This window comes from Pseudophaeobacter sp. A-200-2, from assembly GCF_041008815.1.
In the GTDB taxonomy this organism is placed as follows: domain Bacteria; phylum Pseudomonadota; class Alphaproteobacteria; order Rhodobacterales; family Rhodobacteraceae; genus Phycobacter; species Phycobacter gallaeciensis_A.
Genome location: NZ_JAXGFU010000002.1, coordinates 461665 through 480542 on the forward strand (window position 1 = coordinate 461665; position 18878 = coordinate 480542).

18 protein-coding genes and 1 tRNA gene are annotated in these 18878 nt (G+C 59.0%); 13 read left to right on the top strand and 6 right to left on the bottom strand.

The window, feature by feature from the left end; all coding sequences use genetic code 11:
• Positions 1-35: 35 nt before the first annotated feature.
• A complete protein-coding gene (locus SM766_RS04830) occupies positions 36-1424 on the bottom strand; it encodes a methyl-accepting chemotaxis protein (protein WP_368947095.1) in 1389 nt (462 codons plus the stop codon).
• Positions 1425-1899: 475 nt separating this feature from the next.
• On the opposite strand from SM766_RS04830, the gene SM766_RS04835 reads away from it, so the two are divergent.
• Positions 1900-2937, top strand: a complete 1038-nt coding sequence (locus SM766_RS04835; protein WP_368947096.1) for a calcium-binding protein — start codon at positions 1900-1902, stop codon at positions 2935-2937.
• A gap of 133 nt (positions 2938-3070) precedes the next feature.
• On the opposite strand, the gene SM766_RS04840 is transcribed toward SM766_RS04835, so the two are convergent.
• The gene (locus tag SM766_RS04840; RefSeq protein WP_065270643.1) at positions 3071-3493 is read right to left on the bottom strand and encodes a tellurite resistance TerB family protein; all 423 of its coding nucleotides are present in this window, start codon (positions 3491-3493) and stop codon (positions 3071-3073) included.
• Positions 3494-3763: 270 nt separating this feature from the next.
• Here SM766_RS04840 and SM766_RS04845 point away from each other — a divergent pair, with 270 nt between their 5' ends.
• From SM766_RS04845 to SM766_RS04855, 3 genes are all read left to right on the top strand, one after another.
• Positions 3764-5344, top strand: a complete 1581-nt coding sequence (locus SM766_RS04845; RefSeq protein WP_368947097.1) for a lysine--tRNA ligase — start codon at positions 3764-3766, stop codon at positions 5342-5344.
• A 145-nt stretch (positions 5345-5489) separates the two neighbouring features.
• Positions 5490-5894, top strand: a complete 405-nt coding sequence (locus tag SM766_RS04850; protein WP_368947098.1) for a DUF4864 domain-containing protein — start codon at positions 5490-5492, stop codon at positions 5892-5894.
• A gap of 130 nt (positions 5895-6024) precedes the next feature.
• Positions 6025-8310: a right-handed parallel beta-helix repeat-containing protein gene (locus SM766_RS04855; RefSeq protein ID WP_368947099.1), complete on the top strand. Its 2286-nt coding sequence runs from the start codon at positions 6025-6027 to the stop codon at positions 8308-8310.
• A gap of 8 nt (positions 8311-8318) precedes the next feature.
• Here the strand turns inward: SM766_RS04855 and SM766_RS04860 are convergent, their stop codons facing one another.
• The gene (locus SM766_RS04860) at positions 8319-8804 is read right to left on the bottom strand and encodes a HugZ family pyridoxamine 5'-phosphate oxidase (RefSeq protein ID WP_368947100.1); all 486 of its coding nucleotides are present in this window, start codon (positions 8802-8804) and stop codon (positions 8319-8321) included.
• Between the two features lie 23 nt (positions 8805-8827).
• Positions 8828-9496 carry a hypothetical protein gene (locus SM766_RS04865; protein ID WP_368947101.1) on the bottom strand — a complete coding sequence of 223 codons (669 nt, stop codon included), beginning with the start codon at positions 9494-9496 and terminating at the stop codon, positions 8828-8830.
• A 147-nt stretch (positions 9497-9643) separates the two neighbouring features.
• On the opposite strand from SM766_RS04865, the gene SM766_RS04870 reads away from it, so the two are divergent.
• Entirely contained in the window at positions 9644-9964 is a 321-nt protein-coding gene (locus tag SM766_RS04870) for an antibiotic biosynthesis monooxygenase family protein (RefSeq protein ID WP_368947102.1), read from the top strand.
• 86 nt (positions 9965-10050) lie between these two features.
• The gene (locus tag SM766_RS04875; protein WP_065270638.1) at positions 10051-10458 is read left to right on the top strand and encodes a universal stress protein; all 408 of its coding nucleotides are present in this window, start codon (positions 10051-10053) and stop codon (positions 10456-10458) included.
• A gap of 108 nt (positions 10459-10566) precedes the next feature.
• Here SM766_RS04875 and SM766_RS04880 read toward each other — a convergent pair whose 3' ends face one another.
• A complete protein-coding gene (locus tag SM766_RS04880) occupies positions 10567-11172 on the bottom strand; it encodes a hypothetical protein (RefSeq protein WP_368947103.1) in 606 nt (201 codons plus the stop codon).
• Positions 11173-11288: 116 nt separating this feature from the next.
• The gene (uvrB, locus tag SM766_RS04885) at positions 11289-13481 is read right to left on the bottom strand and encodes an excinuclease ABC subunit UvrB (protein WP_368947104.1); all 2193 of its coding nucleotides are present in this window, start codon (positions 13479-13481) and stop codon (positions 11289-11291) included.
• A gap of 168 nt (positions 13482-13649) precedes the next feature.
• On the opposite strand from uvrB, the gene SM766_RS04890 reads away from it, so the two are divergent.
• The 7 genes from SM766_RS04890 (at position 13650) to SM766_RS04920 (ending at position 18473) form a co-directional block, all read left to right on the top strand.
• A complete protein-coding gene (locus SM766_RS04890; protein ID WP_368947105.1) occupies positions 13650-14774 on the top strand; it encodes a PepSY-associated TM helix domain-containing protein in 1125 nt (374 codons plus the stop codon).
• A gap of 87 nt (positions 14775-14861) precedes the next feature.
• Positions 14862-15173, top strand: coding sequence for an ETC complex I subunit (locus SM766_RS04895; RefSeq protein ID WP_065270634.1), 312 nt, complete (start codon positions 14862-14864; stop codon positions 15171-15173).
• Positions 15174-15369: 196 nt separating this feature from the next.
• Positions 15370-16305 carry an MYG1 family protein gene (locus SM766_RS04900; protein ID WP_368947106.1) on the top strand — a complete coding sequence of 312 codons (936 nt, stop codon included), beginning with the start codon at positions 15370-15372 and terminating at the stop codon, positions 16303-16305.
• A 33-nt stretch (positions 16306-16338) separates the two neighbouring features.
• Positions 16339-16971, top strand: coding sequence for an alpha/beta family hydrolase (locus SM766_RS04905; RefSeq protein ID WP_368947107.1), 633 nt, complete (start codon positions 16339-16341; stop codon positions 16969-16971).
• Positions 16972-17101: 130 nt separating this feature from the next.
• Positions 17102-17491: a hypothetical protein gene (locus tag SM766_RS04910; protein WP_368947108.1), complete on the top strand. Its 390-nt coding sequence runs from the start codon at positions 17102-17104 to the stop codon at positions 17489-17491.
• Positions 17492-17725: 234 nt separating this feature from the next.
• Positions 17726-18202 (top strand): GNAT family N-acetyltransferase, encoded by a 477-nt coding sequence (locus SM766_RS04915; protein WP_368947109.1) that lies wholly within the window; start codon positions 17726-17728, stop codon positions 18200-18202.
• 193 nt (positions 18203-18395) lie between these two features.
• Positions 18396-18473: transfer RNA gene (locus SM766_RS04920), tRNA-Arg, on the top strand.
• The last annotated feature ends 405 nt before the right edge of the window (positions 18474-18878 follow it).

Sequence of the window (18878 nt, forward strand, 5' to 3'; positions counted from 1 at the left end):
GAAAGCCAGTGCTCGGGAAGGGTTTTCCCCCCGTCTCAGGCCGCCGGACGGTGTGTTTGTAGGGGCGTTTCCGGGGTGGCTCGGACAGCCCGGACGGTGTCTTGCCCCGCGTCACCGCTGACCTTGAAAGTAGCGACACGCTGCTGCAGCAGCCGGGCGTTGTGCGACAGGTCCAGACTGACCGCGCTGGTTTCTTCCACCATTGCGGCATTGCGCTGCGTGACCTGATCAAGCTGACCGATGCCAACGTTGATCTCTTGCAAGGCGGCGGCCTGTTCCTTGGCGCCACTGGCGATATGACCGATGCGTTCGGAGATGTCCGATGCGCCGCCAATGATGGTCTGAAGTTCCTGGCCGACCTGTGCCACGACATCCACACCCGAATGCACCTGCGAAGAGCTGCGTTCGATCAGCTTTTTGATTTCCCCTGCAGCGCTGCCCGAGCGCTGGGCCAGCGTTCGGACCTCGGCCGCAACCACCGAAAACCCCCTGCCTGCCTCTCCGGCACGGGCGGCCTCGACGGCGGCATTCAGAGCCAGAAGGTTGGTCTGAAACGAAATGTCGTCAATGAGGGACACAATGCTTCCGATTTCCTCGGAGGATTGCTCGATCGCCTCCATCGCGTCGACGGCCCGGTCCATGACTTTATTGCTGTCCTTAGCAGTCCGCTGCGCCGTATCTGCGATGCCTTTGACATCCTGCGCCAGATTGGCCGAGGAATTGACCGCTGATGACAGCTCTTCCACTGCGGCGGCAGTTTCTTCCAATGTCGCCGCCTGGGATTCCGTGCGTGACGACAGTTCTCCTGAAGAGCCCTCGATCCCGTCGGCGGCTGCGGAGACTGTCGATGCAACCTGTTTGACCGATAGAACCACTTGCTCCAGTTTTTCGATGGCCGCATTGAAGGTGGTGCCGAGGGTGCTCAGTTCTTTGATGTCTGATACCTCGACCCGGTGCCGCAGATCGCCCTGGCTGATGGCCTCAAGCCCGGCAAGGATGCCATCCATGGCTTCCTGGCGGGCGCTGGCATCGGACACGTCGGTGGCAATCTTGATGACTTTGCGCACCTTGCCTTCAGAGTCGAATACGGGCGCATAGGTTGCCTGTATCCAGACAGGTTCGCCGGATTTCGAAACTCGTTCGAAGCGGTCCGAATAATATTCCCCCGATGCCAATCCCGACCAGAAGGTCGCATAATCCGCCGATTGCGCGTCTTCCGGCTTGACGAACATCGAATGATGATGCCCTTCGATCTCGCTGAGTTCATAGCCCAGGGTTTCGAGGAAATTCTTGTTTGCTTTTAGGATTGTGCCGTCTGTCGCAAACTCGATAACGGCCTGTGTCCTGTCGATGACGTCCAGAACCGCCTGCTGTTCTTCGAACTTTCTTTCCCGCCGAGTTCGGGGCTTGATAATTTTCAACATCAAATCGTCCTCACATAATAACTCTTGCCTTAGTAATCGGCAGGAAAAAGGGTCTGTCGAGACGTGCAAAACGTTGAATTGTTGCAATCAATAAACGATTTGAGGTGTGGGCGTGTTTTTCAAAATTTTCGGTGCAACGGAAGGATAAACAATCTTTTCAGGATCTTCCGAAGTGTTTTGCAATCCTTATGGTTGCAGTAGCCGCGGGCGGTTCCATTAACTTTTGCGAATTTTTTACGGCTGTTAATTCGCTATGCTGCTTTTGTGTATGCCTGCCGTGCAACGGTCGGCAAAGGTAATCGCCTAAGTTTTCAGCCGTCTGAACGCGTTATCCGGTTTGAGTCGCTGATTTTCTATTTGAGCCATCGGTCGGCGAAATGGAGGCGAGGCGCAATACTTGGAACAAATCCATCGATCTGTTAGCGGTAGCTAGGTGTAGAGTTCAATCTGGTGACAGTATTAAGGGGTGGAAATAATGCGTGCGAAGGTTTCTTGGGGACAGAACGCAGACGAGTTGGGGTTTGCCCAAGCGCATAACATCTTCAATCTTTTCAACGGAATCGTCGGGAATGATGATTTCCCCATCAAGACATCAACTGACCGCTCCCTGGTCGTTGAGGGGCAGTTGGGGTTTGCGGGCTTTCCGCTCGACCTGCGGATGACGATCAAGGGCGTCGGTTTCACCTATCAGGGCGATGAGGTTACCGGCGGGGAGATTCGCCACATCAAAGTGGAGCAACTGACCGATGATGGTGGGACCGCCAAGATCTTCAACATGCGGGGCCTACGGATCGATGTTACCGATCTGACCGAGGCGATGGAGTTCGAGGACAACGGTGGCTTTGATGGCACCGTAGAGGAACTGCTTTACGGAAATGGCTGGGTTTACAACGGCGTTCCCTCGGTGGATGTCATTGACCCGGATCAGATGTTCTTTGGCTACGGCACCCAGTTCAATATGGATGGCCGGGACAAAATCTTTGGCCGCGCCGGGGACGACACGATCCTCAGCGGTGAAGGGCGCGATTTCGTGAGCGGGGGGAACGGCAACGACTTCATCCGCGGCGGGTTGGGAAAAGACACCCTGAAAGGCGGTCGAGGGGATGATGAGATTTATGGCGACGTCGGCTACTGGGACGGGCGACGCGACAAGATCTTTGGCGGTGGAGGCGATGATTACATCGAAGCTGGCGCTGGCAATGACCGTGTCAACGGCGGCCGCGGAAACGACAAGATGGTTGACGCGGCCGGACGCGATACCTTTGTCTTTGGTAAGAGGTCCGGTCACGACTGGATCCACGATACTGACAACAACGGTGCCGACTTGATCATCCGCACCGGCAAAGAGATCACGGTCACCTTTATCAATATGGAGGATGAGTTCAGCTCAGGCCCCTGGGCCGGGGAATACTTTGACCGCGGGTTCCTGCTGGAATGGGGGCGCAACAGCCTGCTGCTTGGAACCTATGGCGATATCGAAGATTTCGGCCTGACGGATTATACCATGCTGTGATGGTCAAGGGGCGCAGGGCGTGGAGTATCGCGCCTTGCGCCCGTCAGAATCCGTCAGAATTTGCTTGCGAACGTCCCGAGCATAAAGCTGCTGCGGGCAGGTTCTTGTGTGTGGGTCCTAAGTGGGGCCGTGCCTAAACCATGTGCCGCGCGCGGGCGCCGCGTTCAATGGCGGCGGCATGCAAGCGGTCGATGTTCAGCTCATACCGCATTTCTTCCAAAAGGCGCAGCTCGGATTCCGCCAGCGTGCCATCGGCAGCAGCCACGTCACAGGCCAGCGCATAGGCGGTTTCGAACAGGCGTTCTGGCAGGTTGTCCCGGATCAGGCCAAACAGGGCGTCCAGCCCGTCCTCCTGCTCGAATAGGTCGAAAACGGTCTGCGAGATCGTGTTGATCCGGTCGATGTCATAGTCGGCAAAGACCGGCAACATGTTGACTGCGGATTGGATCTTGACCAGCTCGGCGGTGCGGATGTTCTCGTCCGAGGCCGAAATCGCCACCATCAGCGCCACGAGGCAATCCTGCGGCGTCATCGGATGGGGGGCTTGCTCGCTCATGGGGGCAACCTTTTGTAAAACCACTGTACATCACGGACGATATGCGGGGTTTTCTGCGGGTGCAACCATGCCGGTCCGCAGGTCGGCCCCCGGGGCGGTGTTTTGCCGCCGACAGGCGGATCCGGCAGGTTTTGTTGCGCGGGGCAACGGGGTTTGGCGCCAGTGTTTATTGACTTATGCCGCACCGGCACAATAGAGGAGGAGGCCGGATGCAAGACGCATACCGGTAAAGCGGATATAGGCCGATTGGCGGCCCCGATGGAGAACAACATGTCTGAACTGCGCGAAACCGCTCTGACGAGCAAAGCCTGGCCGTTTGAAGAAGCACGCCGCATTCTCAAACGTTATGCCAAGGGCGCGCCGGACAAGGGCTATGTGCTGTTTGAAACCGGCTATGGCCCCTCGGGTCTGCCTCATATCGGCACCTTTGGCGAGGTTGCGCGCACCACGATGATCAAGCGCGCCTTCGAGGTGATCTCCGACATCCCGACCAAGCTGATCTGCTTTTCCGACGATCTGGACGGCATGCGTAAGGTGCCGGGCAATGTCCCGAATGCCGAAAGCCTGCACGACCACCTGCAAAAGCCGCTGACCTCGGTGCCCGATCCCTTTGGCACCCACGACAGCTTTGGCCACCACAACAATGCCATGCTGCGCCGGTTCCTGGATACCTTCGGGTTCGAGTATGAATTCTACTCGGCGACCGAATTCTATGGCTCGGGCCAGTTTGACGAGATCCTGAAGCGTGCCTGTGAACGCTATGACGAGATCATGGAGGTCATGCTGAAATCTCTGCGCGAGGAACGGCGCCAGACCTATTCGATCTTCCTGCCGATCCACCCGGAAACCGGCCGCGTTCTATACGTACCGATGAAAAAGGTGGATGCGGAAAACCACAGCATCACCTTTGACGATGAGGACGGCAAGGAATGGACCCTGCCGGTCACCGGCGGCAACGTGAAACTGCAGTGGAAACCGGATTTCGGCGCGCGCTGGGCGGCGCTGGAAGTTGATTTCGAAATGTACGGCAAGGACCACAGCACCAACACGCCGATCTATGACAAGATCTGCCGGATCCTGGGCTGGCGCGCGCCTGAACATTTTACTTATGAACTGTTCCTCGACGAGAACGGCCAGAAGATCTCCAAGACCTCGGGCAATGGCGTGTCGATCGACGAATGGCTGACCTATGCCTCTTCCGAGAGCCTTGCCTATTTCATGTATCAAAAGCCGAAAACGGCCAAGCGGATGCATTTCGACGTGATCCCCAAGGCGATGGATGAATACCATCAGCAGCTTCGGGCCTACCACGGTCAGGATCTCAAGGGGCAGCTCAACAACCCGGTTTGGCACATCCACGGCGGCGACGTGCCGGAATCCAAAATGGTGGTGCCTTTCTCGATGCTGCTGAACCTGGCCTCGGTGGCGTCGGCACATGACAAGGAAACGCTCTGGGGCTTTATCCGCCGTTATGCACCCGATGCGACACCGCAGACCCACCCCGATCTGGATGCGGCGGCGGGCTTTGCCGTCAAATACTACGAAGACTTCGTCGAGCCGCAGAAAGTGTTCCGCGCGCCGAGCGACGCCGAGCGTGCGGCGCTGGAGGAATTCCGCGGCAAACTGGCATCCTGGGACGGAGAGACCACGGGCGAAGCGCTGCAAGGCATCGTCTTTGAGGTGGGTCGCGAGCATTTCGGCAAGGAAAACATGCGCGACTGGTTCAAGGCGCTTTATGAGGTTCTGCTGGGCGCCAGCCAGGGTCCGCGCTTTGGCGGCTTCGTCGCCCTTTACGGCGTGGAAGAAACCGTGGCCCTGATCGACAAAGCGCTGGCTGGCGAGCTGGTCTGAAGGTCACCGCGAGACACAGATGGAAAGGGCGCCAAATGCGGCGCCCTTTTTTTGACGGCCCGCAAGCTACTCCCTTGTCATCTAATTTTTGACCTGCCGCATTCCTGGCCTAGCTAACACATCTAGGCATCGTTGGAGGTCGCCAATGTTCAGGTTTGCAAGTTTTGTGTTTTCGCTGGTGCTTCTGGCGCTGCCTGCGGGGGCAGAGGACAGGGACCGGATCACTGGCGTGATCGGGGCCCAGATCGAGGCGTTTCGCGACGATGACATCACTCGGGCCTTCGATTTTGCCTCCCCCCGCATCCGCAGCCTGTTTGGCACGCCCGAACGCTTTGGTCAGATGGTCGAGCGCGGCTATCCCATGGTTCTCAGCCCCAGCCGGATCCGCTATTTGCAGCTACGGGAGATCGCTGGAAACCTCTGGCAACGGGTGCTGATCACAGATCAGGACGGGCGGCTGCACCTGCTGGATTATCAGGTTGTCGGGGGCGGCAGCGATTGGAAAATCAACGCCGTGCAAATCCTGAAAGTGCCGCAAGGCAACGCATAGTGTTTCTCGCCAGAGCGGCTGGCCCGGTGCAGGGGCAGCGCGCGCCTGTCTGACGCCGGATTAAGCCGGACATTCTAAACCCTTTCCGATCTGCGCTGCTTGCGCGTCGTGGCATAGGAAAGGGTTTCCCATGAACAAGGTGATCACCGATGGCTTGCAACTGACGCCTTCACCCTTCGAGGAAGGGCTGGATCAGTGGTCCAGCGGCAATGGTACGCCAGGCTCGGATACTTATGACGGGGTGGTGAACGCGGCCTACGTGGCGGCGGATGCGGATTTTGGCGGCTGCCTTGAGCTACAAAAGCTCGACAACACGCAAAAGCTGCGTTTCATGGGACAGACGCCGATCTTGCCGGGGTGCTACCTGCAGGTTCGCGCGCGTATCAAGGCGATCAGCGGCGCACTTCCAACTGTGCGGGTGGCGGGCTGGGCCGGGCAGGCCAATAACAGCCACCTGTCCGGGGTGGTCGAAACCGGAACCAGCACGACGCTGGCGTCCTACGGGCAGGTGGTGGAAGTCACGGCCATCGTCGGGACCGGCAGTCGCAGTGGGGTGGACATGCCCTGGGGGCTTGCCGCCGACCACGGGCATTTCGGACTGGACCTGATTGGCCCCAATGGCGGCGTTGTGCGGATCGACGATATCGAGATCACCGATATCACAAGCGCCTTTCTGCGTGATATGATCAGCCTTGTGGATGTGACGGATTTTGGCGCCATCGGGGACGGGGTTCACGACAACGCAGCCGCCTTTGAAGCCGCCGATGCTGCCGCCGACGGGCGCCGGGTTCTGGTGCCGGAAGGGGAATTCTATCTGGCCGAAACGGTGTCGATGGACAATGAGGTGGTGTACGAAGGCACGCTCTCCATGCCGACAGACAAGATGCTGCTCATGCGGCGCAATTTCAATTTTCCCGCCTATGCCGCTGCCTTTGGTGACGAAGAGCTTGCCTTCAAGAAGGCATTTCAGGCGCTGCTCAACAACGTGGATCATGAATCGCTGGATCTGCGGGGGCGCATGATCACCGTGACTAAACCGATCGACATGCAGGCGGCGGTGCCGAACCGCAGCTCTTATGCCACCCGTCGGGTGATCCGCAACGGTCAGTTTTCCGCCGTGGGCGGCGCGGCCTGGGATACCGAAACCGTGAGCTCTCAGGCGACCTACGACAGCAGCGATCCGCGCAGGCTGCGCAATGTCGCGAATATCGCCAATATCCCCATTGGCGCATTGGTCGAAGGCAGCGGGGTGGGGCGCGAAATCTACGTGCGGGCCAAAAACACCGGCGCGGGCGAGCTGACGCTGAACGCGCCGCTTTATGACGCGGTGGGCACGCAGAATTTCACCTTCAAGGACTTCAAGTATCTGCTGGATTTCTCAGGCTTCAGCCAACTCAGCAAATTTGGCATGACCGAGGTCGAGGTGCAGTGCAATTCCCATTGCAGCGCCCTGCGCCTGCCGTCAGCGGGCACCGTCTTCAGTCTCGATCATTGCTTCATCTCCAGGCCCAAGGATCGCGGGATCACCTCGATCGGGTCGGGCTGTCAGGGCATTCTGGTCGACAATTGCCAGTTCCTGTCCGCCGAAGAGCCGCTTGATGTGCCGGATCGGAGCAGCGTGGCCATCAACGTCAACGCCAATGATGCCAAGCTGCGCAACAACCGTGCCAGCAAATTCCGCCATTTTGCGCTGTTGGCCGGGGCGAATAATACGGTAATCGGCAACCATTTCTTTCAGGGTGACAGTATCGCCAATGGCGTGCGCACCGCCGGGCTGGTGCTGACGAATACCTATTGTTCGACGACCGTGTCCGACAATTACGTCGACAATTGTTTTGTCGAATGGACGAATGAACAGGACCCGACGCCGGATTTCAGTTCAGGCTTTTCCTTCAGCGCCCTGTCGATCACTGACAATGTGTTTCTGTCTGGTGAGGTCGCGCCCTGGTTCAGCTATATCGTGGTCAAACCCTATGGCACCGGGCATTTCCTGAACGGTGTCACGGTCTCGGGCAACAAGTTCCGGTCGATCAATGGATTCATAGACCGGGCTGAACGGGTGGATACCAGTTTCTCCGGGCTGGATTTCAGCCGCAGCAAGATGGTCTTTTTCGAAGGCAATACCTTTCACGGGATCACCTCTCCCGCCGCCAGTCCTCTGCGGCTGGAATACACCCAAGGCAGCGCCGCCACGACCTGGACCATCGACACGGATGGGCAGCTGCCGTTTGAAGGCCACGCGCGCAAGGTGGATGCGATTACCGCTCTGGGGCCGATCAGCACGTCTGGTGGCAGCAAACGCTATGCCATGCCTTATGCCGAGGTCGAGCAGGGTAGCGGTAAGGACCGGGTCAAGCTGAACTGGCAGGACGCGGTCAAGGGAGAGGTGCAGGTGATCGTGCGGGTGGACCGCTAGCGCGCCACTCAGGCGGGGGGTGTCAGATCATCTGGGGTCAGGACAAAGGCCTTGCCAAAGCCGCCGTTCAGATGTCCTGCTGTCACGTCCAGCCGGACAAAGGCAAAATCGCCAAACCCGATGTAGAGCTTCGCCTTGGGGTGGTCCTGCAGGTAATGCGCGGCCAGGCGGGCGTGTTCTTCGCCGGTATTGGGGATGAACTGCGCATGACCCTGCAGGCTGAGCCGGGGATGCGTCAGGGGATCACCCTTGTCACCCGGCTCCCCGACGAGAAAGGAACAGGCCGCGTTGTTCTGCAAAGCACGCGTATGGGCGGAGAGGGTCGAGATCAGGCTGATCGGATGCCCTTCTGGCGACAGGCCAAAGGCCACACGCGTGACCAGCGGTGTGCCATCCTCGGTAATGACTCCCAGGGCGGCGAAACGTGCGTTCTCCATCAGTGACCGGGCAAGGCTACGCGCCTCGTCATCGGTGGGGCGGATTGGATCTGTCATCGGATTGTTGTCCTGAGCCTGTTTCAGAACCTATGCCACAGGGATATTTTCAGGCCAAGGCTCTGCCTGTTGGCCTGTTTGTGCTCCAGCCCCACAACCAGTTCCTGACCGGGTGCCGTCCGGTAGCGCAGTCTTGGGGTGATGGCATAGGTCAATGGCGCCCCGACGCTGCGGGAGGTTTCGATCTGCAGCATCGGCGAAAAGGCCTTTCCGGTATTGAGGCCGATGGTGGCATCCAGTTTCCATATCGGATCCGGGGCGTAGGCGCGGTATTCATAGCTGGCATCGACAGAGATCCAGCCGCTGGCACGGGCGGTGGTAAATTCATGGCCAACAGACAGGGTGGTGCGGGACATGGGGCTCCAATGGCCATGCTGATGGCTGCCGCCAGCGGCGACTGTCAGTGCAAACCGAGGCCGACTGTGGCCGCGCAGCAGCGGGATCCGGGCAAACAGCAGGGCGTGGCCCGTTTGCCGGTCGTTCTGGTTCAGATCCACCCCAAGGGTCAGCCGCGGCGACCAGCCGTATTCCCCGAAATACCCCAGCTCATGGCGCAGAGTGCCATCCTCGGTTTGCCGCAGGGTGGCGCTGGCGGCAACAAAACCCTGGCCTGTCTGACGCAGCCAAGCCCCGGCCAGCGTGGGCGGCGCCAGAAGCAGGCTGAACAGGCAGGAGAGGATCCAGATCCGCAATTGAAACTCCCTTGGGTTGCTTTGCTGACTTTGAATCTACCTTTGGATGTTTTTGCCACAAACTCAAGTTGCACGCGGAAAACAGTCTTGTTTGCGGCAAAATCGTCGTAGGGTGGAGGTGTTCAGGGCCAATCACGGGAGGAAACGATGCCGACAATTTCCAAAACGGCCGATATTCAGACGGTCGTCACCACTTTTGAAATGACACCGGGAACCTGTCAGGATCTGCTGGATGCGCTGACAGACGCCTATGACAATTTCATTTCCCGGCAGCCAGGGTTCATTGCGGCGGGGCTGCATGTGAATGATGCGCAAACCCGGATCGCAAACTATTCCCAGTGGAAACGGCGCGAGGATTTCATGGCGATGCTGCGCTCGGAGGAAATGCGTGAACGCAACCGCCAGATCAGCGCCCTGTGCCGCAGTTTCGAACCGGTGATGTACGAAGTTGCCGCCACCTTTGACTGAGATCTGCAAATAGACTGATATGGATCAAGGCCTTGGGGGCACGCGCCGGGCATGTTGTCCCCAAGCCCGAATGACTGGAGGACCCAATGTATCACAATATTCTTGTACCGATTTCCTTTGACCCTGACCGCGATGTATCCGCGCCTTTGAAACTGGCGCGCCTCTTGGCGACGCCTGAGGCAAAGATCACCCTGCTGCATGTGGTGGAACAGATCCCGTCCTACGCGATCACCTATATGCCGGCCGATTACATGGCCGAGGCCCGCGCCGCGCTGGAAAGCGAGCTGTCGGCACTGGCGGATACCCTGCCCAATGCCAAAGGTCTGGTCATTGAAGGGCATTCGGGGCGGTCGATCCTCGATTGGGCCGAGCAGAACAACCCCGATCTGATCATTATCGCGTCGCACCGTCCGGGCATGCAGGATCTGCTCTTGGGCTCGACCGCGGCGCAGGTGGTGCGGCACGCCGGTTGCGCCGTGCATGTGGTACGCTGAGGTGATCTGGAACGGTAATTCCTGAACTTTCAGAAGTGAGAACGGGGGCGCGTGTATCGTGCCCCCGATCTGTTTTGATCCGATGCCTAACCGGATCGACAGGTCTGATCATCCAGCCAGCCCGACCAAACGGTGCAAAGCCACGGCGGCCAGCCGCACGGCTGTGCTGCCCGGCTGTACGCCCTTCAACAGAGCGGAGCGGAGCAGCGCCTTGTTGGAATTCAGCGCGTCGGCAATGCGGGCATAATAGACCTGTTTTTCCTCTGGCGCCCGCAGCAGGATGGTTTCGGCTTGCTGGATCGCCTTCCGCGTCTGTTGTTTCATCCTCGGCAGGGCAGAGGGTTTGACCGGAGTGTATACCTCAAACCCACGACGTTTGGGTTTCGTACCCGGATCGCGGTTCTTGGCAATCGCAGCGCTAAGGGTGTTCTCGACAAGGTCCAGCGCCTTCTGCGCTTCGGAATAGGCCGTGTTGCCGCGCAGTTTGTCGCCAGACCGTTTGTAAACCAGCCGGTAGCAATCGTAGCGGTAGACCCAATCGACATTCTCGCAGCGGCTGAAGCCCCGCGATAGGGTATTGGCGACGCTTTTGCTTGTTGCTGCGGACAGGCCGACAGAGGACCCGCTGCCTCCGTAACCTGCATCGCCGCCAGCGTGAAGCGCTCCGGCAGAGACCAAAAACAGACCGAGGGTGGCAACGCGAAAAATACTCATAAACAAAACTCCTGTGTACCAATGTCAGGCTAACACAGAATGATGGTCAGGCAAGGAGGCAAACCGGGACAGGGGACGTCTTGCAGTCCCCTGCACAGGATCTGAACAGGCTCAGATCACTTCCATTTTCGTTTCACATTGCCGCCGCGTTGTCCTGGCTTGCCCGCCGTGGACCTGCCGCGGGTTTTCACCGCAGCCTCAGCAGCCGCATCGACGGCGGATTGGCGGGCCAGCGGATCGTCTGAGACCGCCAGATCCACGGCCTCCAGCCGTTTGACCTCGTCCCGCAGGCGGGCGGCTTCCTCGAACTCCAGATTCTCGGCGGCCTTGCGCATCTGCTCCCGCAGCCCGTTGAGGTGGGCTTCGAGATTGGCTCCATGCATCGGCTTGTCGATATTGGCGGTGACGCGGTTCATGTCCACATCGCCCTGGTAGAGACCCGCCATGACGTCCTCGACGTTCTTCTTGACGGTTTCCGGCGTGATGCCGTGTTCCTCGTTATAGGCGATCTGCTTGGCGCGGCGGCGGTCGGTTTCTCCGATGGCCCGCTCCATCGATCCGGTAATGCGGTCGGCATACATGATCACCCGGCCATCGGCATTCCGCGCCGCGCGGCCGATGGTCTGGATCAGCGAGGTTTCAGAGCGCAGGAAACCTTCCTTATCGGCATCCAGAATGGCCACCAACCCGCATTCGGGAATATCAAGGCCCTCCCGCAAGAGGTTGATCCCCACCAGCACGTCAAAGGCCCCAAGCCGCAGATCGCGCAGGATCTCGATCCGCTCCAGCGTGTCGATGTCGCTGTGCATGTAGCGCACCTTGATACCCTGCTCGTGCAGGTATTCGGTCAGATCCTCGGCCATGCGCTTGGTCAGAACGGTACACAGCGTGCGGAAGCCATCGGCAGATACCTTACGGATCTCGTCCAGCAGGTCGTCCACCTGCATGTCGACGGGGCGGATTTCGACCATTGGGTCCAACAGACCCGTGGGTCGGATCACCTGTTCGGCAAAAACGCCGCCAGCCTGTTCCAGTTCCCACGCGGCGGGGGTGGCCGAGACAAAGACCGACTGCGGCCGCATTGCATCCCATTCCTCAAACTTCAGCGGGCGGTTGTCCATGCAGGAAGGCAGCCGGAAGCCGTGTTCGGCCAGGGTGAACTTGCGCCGGTGGTCGCCCTTGTACATGGCGCCGATCTGCGGCACCGAGACGTGGCTTTCGTCAGCAAAGACAATCGCGTTGTCAGGGATGAATTCAAACAGGGTAGGGGGCGGCTCGCCGGGCGCGCGGCCCGTCAGATAGCGCGAGTAGTTCTCGATCCCGTTGCAGTGGCCGGTGGCCTCCAGCATTTCAATGTCGAAATTGGTGCGTTGCTCCAGCCGCTGCGCCTCCAGAAGCTTGCCGTCGCCAACCAGCTGATCCAGCCGCATCCGGAGCTCTTTCTTGATCTCGATAACCGCCTGGTTCAGCGTCGGTTTCGGCGTCACATAGTGGGAGTTCGCATAGACCCGGATCTGATCGAAGGACCCCGTGCGCTCCCCGGTTAGCGGATCGAATTCGGTTATCGCCTCCAGTTCCTCGCCAAAGAACGACAGTTTCCACGCGCGGTCCTCAAGGTGTGCGGGGAAGACCTCAAGCGTGTCTCCCCGCACCCGGAACGAGCCGCGCTGGAACGCCTGATCGTTGCGCTTGTACTGCTGGGCCACCAGATCGGCCATCACCTGCCGCTGGTCGTACATCTCACCGACCTTCAGATCCTGGGTCATTGCCGAGTAGGTCTCGACGCTGCCGATACCGTAGATACAGGAGACCGAGGCGATGATGATCACGTCATCGCGCTCCAGAAGCGCCCGGGTGGCCGAGTGGCGCATCCGGTCGATCTGTTCGTTGATCTGGCTTTCCTTCTCGATATAGGTGTCGCTGCGGGGCACATAGGCCTCGGGCTGGTAGTAGTCGTAGAAGGATACGAAATACTCGACCGAGTTCTCCGGGAAGAAACCCTTGAATTCACCGTAGAGCTGCGCCGCCAGCGTCTTGTTGGGGGCCAGAATGATGGCCGGGCGCTGGGTTTCCTCGATCACCTTGGCCATGGTGAAGGTCTTGCCCGTACCAGTGGCGCCCAAGAGCACCTGATTGCGCTCACCTTCGTTGACGCCGGCGCTCAGCTCCGCAATTGCGGTGGGCTGATCCCCGGCCGGGCTGAACTCCGTGTTCATCACAAAGCTCTTGCCACCTTCCAGCTTGGGGCGCTGGACGGCCTCGCGTTCGGTCATCATCGGCAGCGATTTGTCGGAATGGGCGTAGGGCATTGGCGCTCCTCAGTCTGGCGGCCATACACTTGATCTCTTTTTGTTCCAGATCAAGGGGGCAGGGGCAAGTCCTGGGCAAGTTCCCGAAAAATTGCACGGCACTGCGACGGAGATTGCAGCCTGCTGCGTTGCAGAAAGAGTGGCGTAAAACGATCCGGGGACAAAACCATGCGGAAGCTTATTTTCTGGAGTCATTTGACGGTCGGCCTGATGGTTGCCCTTGTGGTGCTGATGCTGTCACTGACGGGGCTGTTGCTGACCTATGAGGTGCAGATCACCCGTTGGGCGCAGACACCCGCGGTGTCCGAAGTGGGCACAGAGAGGCTGTCTGCGGATGAACTGGCAGGCGTCGCCGCGATTGAAACAGGGGGGCGGGCGACAGCGCTTCGTTTTGCAAAAGATCCTGATGCCCCCGTGGCCGTGCAGGTCGGGCGAAATTCCACACTGTTTCTTGATCCATTCACTGGCGATTTGCTGCCGGAACAGGGGGCGGGAGTCGCTGCATTCTTTTCCACGGTTGAACATCTGCACCGCTGGTTTGCGCTCTCTGGCGATGGGCGCGATCTGGGCAGGGCGGTGACAGGGGCCGCGAACCTTGGCTTTCTGTTCCTTCTGGCCAGCGGCCTCTACCTTTGGTGGCCCCGGGCGTGGAAATGGCGGATGGTCCGCATGAACCTGTGGTTTCGCAAAGGCCTGCCCAGCAGCAAGGCCCGCGATTACAACTGGCACCATGTCTTCGGCTTCTGGGCGCTTGTGCCCCTGCTGGCGATTGCGGTGTCAGGCGTGGTGATTTCTTACCCTTGGGCCAGCGATCTTGTGTTCCGCCTTTATGGCGAAGAACCGGTGCAACTGCGTCGGCGGGCAGGGGCCGGGCAGAGCGCGTCGGACGCCGTGGCTGAGGTTTCAGGTCTGGATCTGGCGCTGTTGCAGGCTAGCGCGAATATTCCGGACTGGCAGCGGATGGAAGTTGCGCTGCCGCTTGCAGAAAAAATCCGCATCACCGTCGACAGCGGTACCGGCCGCCAGCCGACGAAACAGGTAACGCTGACCATGGATGCCCGGGATGGGGCGGTATTGGACCGCAGTGACTTCTCTGACCGCAGCGCGGGTCAGCAGGCGCGGATATTCCTGCGGTTCCTGCACACCGGAGAGGTTTTTGGCCTCTTGGGGCAGACTTTGGCGGGATTGGCGGCCGCATTTGCCCTGGTGATGACCTATACCGGCGCGGCGCTCAGCTATCGCCGCCTGATCCAACCGCTGTTGCGGCGCAGGCGCAGCAGGCAACCGGGTTAGCATTGTCGCAATACTAAGGGTAAATCGATCTTGCCGCAGCGCGCGTATCATCGCATATAGGCAGCATCGGATGAGTAGGAGACTGCAATGCAAGCGCGTATTTACCGGCCAGCGAGAAACGCCATGACCTCGGGCATGGCCAAGACGCGGAAATGGGTTCTGGAGTTTGCACCCGCAAGCGCCCGCGAGGTTGATCCTCTGATGGGCTGGACCTCCTCTGCCGATACCCAAAGCCAGGTCCGCCTGCGTTTTGACAGCAAGGAAGAGGCGCTGGAATACGCCAAGGATCACGGCATCACCGCCGAGGTGGTCGAACCGAAGACCCGCAAGACCAACATCCGCCCCGGCGGCTATGGCGACAACTTCGCCACCAACCGGCGCGGTCCCTGGACCCACTGAGGGTGTAAATCGGGGCAAGGTTGTCGCGGAATCGGTGCAAAGATTTCGCGGAGCCCCGGATTTAGATACTGGTGAGCGCGGCGCACAGCATGTTGATGCTCGTCGCGTCGCCGCCGAAATCCCCCCCGAACACGATTTCCTCAGGGCGACCCAACCGGTCGCCCGTTGTATTTCCAGATCTGCCAGAGTGCCCATCATGATCATTACCCACCTCGTCACCCACAATGGCGGTTTTCACGCGGACGAACTTCTTTCCTCGGTCATCCTGACCCGCCTGTTCCCGCAGGCCGAGGTGGTGCGCACCCGTGACGCCGCGTGGATCACCCCCGGTGAGGGCAAGATCATCTATGATGTCGGCCGCGATTATGACGCTGAGGCGGGTATTTTTGACCACCACCAGCGCCCCAATCCCCTGCGTGAGGACGAACAGCCCTACAGTTCCTTCGGTCTGATCTGGAAGCATTACGGCCTTGACTACCTCCGCGCTTTGGAGATCCCCGAGGCCGATCTGGAAGACATCCACGCCAGCTTTGAGCAGAGCTTTGTCCTGCCCATCGATCTGATCGACAACGGCGCGATGAACCCTTCGGTCGCAGGTCCGCTGACGCCTTTGACCCTCTCGGTCCTGTTGGAAAGCCTGAAGCCCGTCTTCGACAACCGCAGCGCGGACGCGGATGATGAAGCCTTCGCAGAGGCGCTGCCGATCGCACGGGCGTTTGTCGAGGCGTCGATCACCAAGAAAGCTGCCAAGCGTCGTGCCGAATCCATGGTCATCAAGGCGATCCACGATGCTGGCACCTCGCGCATTCTGGAGTTGCCCATGGGCATGCCCTTCCGCTCGGCCATTGAGGCGACCGGCGCCGACCACCTGCTGTTTGTGGTGGCCCCGCGTGACAACGACTGGTCCATCGGCGGTATTCGCATCAGCGGTGACAGCTTTGAACAACGCGCCGATCTGCCCGCCGCATGGGCTGGCCTGACCGACGAGGCATTGGAAGAAGCCAGCAGCGTCAAAGGCGCAAAGTTCTGTCACAACGGACGGTTCATCGCGGTTGCCAGCAGCCGTGAGGCAGCTCTGAAGATGGCCGCACTGGCCGTCGAAGAGGCTAAGCGCACAGGCGCCGCAGCCTGATCTCGCCGCAGCCTGATCTCGTAGGAGGGCACGATGGATTTCCTGCTGAACGGAGACGAAACGGGGCGAACCACGATCCTTCTGGCCCATGGTTCTGGCGCAGCGATGGACACCCCTTGGATGGATACGGTTGCCGAAGGGCTGGATGCCCAAGGCTTCCGCGTCGCCCGCTTTGAGTTCAGCTACATGTCCGCCCGTCGCACTGGCGGCTCTAAACGCCCACCGGCAAAGGCCGACACCTACGCGCCAGAATTCCTCGCCGCCATTGATGCGCTTGGCTGCGATGGTCCGCTAATCATTGGTGGGAAAAGCATGGGCGGCCGCGTGGCCAGCCTGATCGCTCAGGACCTTTATGACGCGGGGCGGATCAAAGGCATGCTGTGCCTCGGCTTCCCGTTCCATCCGCCGAAGAAGCCCGGCAATCGACGTGGTGAGAACCTTGCCGAGATCACTTGTCCAACCCTCATCTGCCAAGGCACCCGCGACCCATTCGGCACGCGGGAAGAGGTGCAGGAATACGATCTGTCCAATGCCGTGACCCTGCACTGGCTGGAAGACGGCGATCATGACCTGAAGCCCCGTAAACGGGTGACAGGCACGACGCTTGAGGACCAACTCCTTAAGCTCGCAGAACAAGTCAAGGTTTGGGCAAATTCCTGCATCTGATTGGCCTCGGCAATATTCGGCTGGAGAAATACTGGCGTTACATTTGGCCCAAACCTGCCCTTCGTGTAAGACAGCGCGTATTCCCGCTCGAAGCCTCTACCCGTGTCGTAAGCTACCTGGAAGCGGGAAAATGGTATTTGACGCAGTCACTACGGTTTCGATGGTTGAGGCGTTCCAGACCGCGATCCCCCTTTGCGATCTCCCCGAATATCTCGGCGCAACGAAACGGCAAATTGAAGTTCTCTCTCTCGGAGGAATTGTCCTCCCGCTGACCCTAAGGACGGAACGCGGCTGGGTTCGGCACGTCTTCTTTGGTCGATCGCAGCTTGATGAGCTACTGGCAAAAATCGCCGGTTCGCCGACAACACCGGTGTCCGGCGAACCGGCGATTTGCATCCGATCTTTTATGCTTGCCAGCGTGGGGGCGTCCGATTTGAGTACCTGTTTTCCGAAATTCTCAACGGAAACATCCCGGCATTCCGACATCCACGCAAGCAAGGGATTGGATTACTCCTTGTAGATGTTGTCCCCTTGGTTTTCGCGAAAAACGCAGCCTGACCTACCCCCGCAAATCTTGAGATGGAGCCCGCTTCGCATGGCTTTTCTTTTTCTATTTCAGGGTGTTCGCGGGATCTTGCCCCTATTCTCGCGGCATCCTTGCTCCGAGGGAGGAAAGGCGTAAAATAAGGCTTTGAAATCATGTTAAATTTTTTGCCACGTGGAAACAACTTTGCCCCGACTTACAGAACCAAAGATGCCCGAAACTGTGATTGTACCGGCCCGTCCTTCGGATCCCGATGCGGCGGTTCTGATCCGGCGCCACCTGGATCAGATGGCCGCGCAATCTCCGGAAGAGAGCTGTCACGCGCTGGACGGCAGTGGTCTTGAAGGTCCGGACGTGCAGTTCTTCCTGCTGCGCCGTGATGGTCAGGCGATCGGTATGGGCGCGCTGAAGCGGCTGGCGGATAACACCCGTGAGCTGAAATCGATGCACACGCTCTCTGAGGCCCGCGGCAGTGGCGCGGGCAGGGCCATTCTGGACCATCTCCTGAAGCTTGCCCGCCAGGACAGCGCCTCTGGCATTTACCTGGAGACCGGCTCTACCCCAGAGTTCCTCCCGGCGCGAAAGCTTTATGAAAGCTACGGATTTTCGGAGTGCCCGCCCTTTGGGGACTACAGTGAAGATCCCTGGTCCGTCTTTATGCATCTGGACCTGCAAGCCGCGCCTTGACCCTTGCATTGCGGGTGTCGTAACTGGTCCTCAGCGGTCCCTTAGCTCAACTGGATAGAGCACAAATAGCACCCTATTATCTACCATGTGCAGTGATGCACCTGAAATTGGTGGAAAATTTTCGGGTAGGCATCCCATCTCGCTACCAAGTTGACAAGGCGGGGGATTTGGCTGATACAGCCGAAAGAAGAGCGGGCCGTTAGCTCAGCTGGATTAGAGCAGGGAACTTCTAATTCTCAGGTCGGGGGTTCGAGTCCTCCACGGCTCGCCAAATTTTCAATCATCGTTTCGATCGAACAGCAATGGCGGCTCAGCTGTACTAATGGACAAAATCCACCGAGTGCATGGATTTTCCAATATCCCAATTTGGGAGGCATGGATAAGGGTTGGCGATTGCAATGTTTTTTCTTTTGCTGCGCATCTCAACATTGACCAGAGGCGAATTATCCTGAAATGCGATGGTCGAAAGCCTGCGTAACTACCCGTCCGCGCCTGCTTCCACGATTTCCAACATTTTCAGTTTTTGGAAACAGTCGCCTTTTCGGGGTGAAGTTTTGACCTGCCCCCCGAGGCTCCCTTATTCATAACGAGAGTCTGCGGGTCTGGTTTTCATATTCTCCGTCGTCTGATTGGGCAAGCGCGCCGGGCGCGGAGCCCTCAAATTGCTCAAGCGTCC

Coding starts and splice junctions, on each gene's coding strand:
- SM766_RS04830 (WP_368947095.1), bottom strand. CDS start 1,424: ATGTTGAAAATTATCAAGCCCCGAACTCGGCGGGAAAGAAAGTTCGAA.
- SM766_RS04835 (WP_368947096.1), top strand. CDS start 1,900: ATGCGTGCGAAGGTTTCTTGGGGACAGAACGCAGACGAGTTGGGGTTT.
- SM766_RS04840 (WP_065270643.1), bottom strand. CDS start 3,493: ATGAGCGAGCAAGCCCCCCATCCGATGACGCCGCAGGATTGCCTCGTG.
- SM766_RS04845 (WP_368947097.1), top strand. CDS start 3,764: ATGTCTGAACTGCGCGAAACCGCTCTGACGAGCAAAGCCTGGCCGTTT.
- SM766_RS04850 (WP_368947098.1), top strand. CDS start 5,490: ATGTTCAGGTTTGCAAGTTTTGTGTTTTCGCTGGTGCTTCTGGCGCTG.
- SM766_RS04855 (WP_368947099.1), top strand. CDS start 6,025: ATGAACAAGGTGATCACCGATGGCTTGCAACTGACGCCTTCACCCTTC.
- SM766_RS04860 (WP_368947100.1), bottom strand. CDS start 8,804: ATGACAGATCCAATCCGCCCCACCGATGACGAGGCGCGTAGCCTTGCC.
- SM766_RS04870 (WP_368947102.1), top strand. CDS start 9,644: ATGCCGACAATTTCCAAAACGGCCGATATTCAGACGGTCGTCACCACT.
- SM766_RS04875 (WP_065270638.1), top strand. CDS start 10,051: ATGTATCACAATATTCTTGTACCGATTTCCTTTGACCCTGACCGCGAT.
- SM766_RS04880 (WP_368947103.1), bottom strand. CDS start 11,172: ATGAGTATTTTTCGCGTTGCCACCCTCGGTCTGTTTTTGGTCTCTGCC.
- uvrB (WP_368947104.1), bottom strand. CDS start 13,481: ATGCCCTACGCCCATTCCGACAAATCGCTGCCGATGATGACCGAACGC.
- SM766_RS04890 (WP_368947105.1), top strand. CDS start 13,650: ATGCGGAAGCTTATTTTCTGGAGTCATTTGACGGTCGGCCTGATGGTT.
- SM766_RS04895 (WP_065270634.1), top strand. CDS start 14,862: ATGCAAGCGCGTATTTACCGGCCAGCGAGAAACGCCATGACCTCGGGC.
- SM766_RS04900 (WP_368947106.1), top strand. CDS start 15,370: ATGATCATTACCCACCTCGTCACCCACAATGGCGGTTTTCACGCGGAC.
- SM766_RS04905 (WP_368947107.1), top strand. CDS start 16,339: ATGGATTTCCTGCTGAACGGAGACGAAACGGGGCGAACCACGATCCTT.
- SM766_RS04910 (WP_368947108.1), top strand. CDS start 17,102: ATGGTATTTGACGCAGTCACTACGGTTTCGATGGTTGAGGCGTTCCAG.
- SM766_RS04915 (WP_368947109.1), top strand. CDS start 17,726: ATGCCCGAAACTGTGATTGTACCGGCCCGTCCTTCGGATCCCGATGCG.